The organism is Williamsia sp. (genome assembly GCF_016462415.1).
GTDB lineage: Bacteria > Actinomycetota > Actinomycetes > Mycobacteriales > Mycobacteriaceae > Williamsia_A.
Genome location: NZ_JAEMTF010000219.1, coordinates 1 through 2,161, shown reverse-complemented (window position 1 = coordinate 2,161; position 2,161 = coordinate 1). Strand labels below are relative to the sequence as shown.

General features: G+C 65.0%; 1 protein-coding gene. It reads left to right on the top strand.

Annotated features, from left to right (window positions below; all coding sequences use genetic code 11):
* Nucleotides 1-254 precede the first annotated feature (254 nt).
* Nucleotides 255-2,033: a TerD family protein gene (locus tag JHC79_RS23495; protein WP_296395471.1), complete on the top strand. Its 1,779-nt coding sequence runs from the start codon at nt 255-257 to the stop codon at nt 2,031-2,033.
* Nucleotides 2,034-2,161: the final 128 nt, after the last annotated feature.

The window sequence follows — 2,161 nt, the reverse complement described above, 5'->3', positions numbered from 1 at the left end:
ACGCCGACTCGGTGACGGTCACGACCGTCGTGGGTTGCGACGATGGGCTGCCGTCGGTCGACGAGCATCCTGCGAGGACCAGAGCGATCAGGGCTATCGAAGCAGTTGATCCGCGCGCACGAGTACCGGCCATTCGTCATGCCTAGCAGGTCGGGGGAGCCACGTCGCAGCGTCGGTGGACACTGCGCAAGTTCGTACGTTCGGAGTACGGCGTTGATGACCGATTCGCGTGCGGTTCTGACAACATCACCCGGGTGACAGGCGACCGTTGGGCCCTTGTTGATGTCGAGACCTCGGGAGTCAACGCCCGGCACCATCGTGTGCTGAGCATGGCGGTGCTCGCCGTGGACGGCGATCAAATCGTTGACGAGTACCACTCGTTGTTCGATCCCGGGTGCGACCCAGGGCCCGTTCATATTCATCGACTGACTCGCGAGAAGCTTCGCGGTTCACCGACATTTGATTCGTCGCATCCGCGCCTCACTCGTCTGCTGCATGATCGAACCCTGGTGGCACACAATGCGTCCTTCGACCATGGGTTCTTGGCCGCCGAGATGGACCGCCTGGCGCTGCCTCTGCCGGTCACGCACCGGATGTGCACCGTGGCTCTCGCGCGCAGGCTGCAACTCGACGTTCCCAACGTCAAGCTGTCGACGCTGGCGACCTATTGGGGCATCCGGCAGCGCGCCGCACATGATGCCCGAGACGACGTCCAGACACTTGCGGCGGTGTTCCGCAACAGCGTGGCACTCGCGCGACAGATTGGCCTCGAGCTCCCGGTCACGCCCTGTACGGCAACCGCTCGCGCATTTCCTGGACGTGTCACTCGAACGCCATCGCCATGGCGGAACCCGGGAAGGTACAGCGAGGCGGTCGGCTTGGTGCAAGGCACGAAGGTGGTCATCACCGGCGACACCCGTATGCCGCGCTCTCAGCTCGCCCGGCGGTTGACTGACGCCGGGCTCGATGTCATGAACTCGGCGAGCGGTAAGACGGGGCTGGTCGTCAGCAACGATCCGCGGACCGGCTCCAGAAAACTACAGATGGCTGCGACGCGCGGAATCCCGATCGTGAGTGAGACGTCGGTGCTCGAACTCCTCGCGCGGGTGGTGCCCGGCGTTCCGGTCGATGCGCCTGTGGAGCCGGGGCCGGTACCCGCGGTCCGCGAGCCCAGGCCAGAACCCGAACGGGCCAGGCCGGTGCCGACCCCGACACTCGTCTCATCGTCCGTCGGAGTGTTCAGCGGGCGCCGGATCCTCGTAGTCGGTGGCAGCCACCTGGAAGCGACCGTGATGCGGTCACGACTGGTCCAACTCAGCGCGACGCCGGCCGTCAACCTCACTGCGGGTGTGACCGACGTTCTCGTTCTCGACGGCGGTGACGGCGACCCGCGCATGCCGAAGATCGTGGAGCGCGACCTGACGCTGCTGAGCATGGCCGATGTGGACACCGCTCTCGACCTGCCCGACGAGGTGCCGTCCGTGTCACCTACTCGAGAGTGGATCGCGCCCGTACTCGCCCCGGGAGCGGTGATCGACCTCCCAGCGGTCGCGACCGCTTTCACGGTCAACGTCTCGTGGCGGGCAGACTTCGACGAAGCGATGGAGGTCGATGTCGTCGCTTTCGAGCTGGGCGTTGACGAAAACGTGCTCTCCGACGACGAATTCGTGTTCTACAACCAACCCGCCAGTCCTGACCGCGCCGTGGCAATCAGCATCGACGGCAACTGTGAGCAGGGAGTTCGGGTCGATCTCGGTCTGGTGGATGCCGAAGTCCACCGGATCGTCATCGGGGCGGCCATCTCGGACGGTGCCCATTTCGGCGAGCTCGGGGCGTTGTCGGTGACCGCCGATACCGACGATGCGACCATTGCCACCGCGGTCCTCGACGGCGCTACCACTGAGCGTTCGATGATCATCGCCGAGATCTATCGCCGCAACGGTGCGTGGCGGCTACGTGCATTGGGGCAGGGCTACGACGACGACCTGGGCGATTTCGCGCGACGGTACGGGGTGGACGTCGACGAGTCCTGAGTGCTCAATTCTGAGTACAGCGGGCGACGAGGGCTGTGCGTCATTGAATGCGGAAGTCCGCATCACCGTCGGCGAGCATGACGAGCGTTCGTTGATCGCTGAGCTGATTCGAGGGAGGTCGGTCGAGG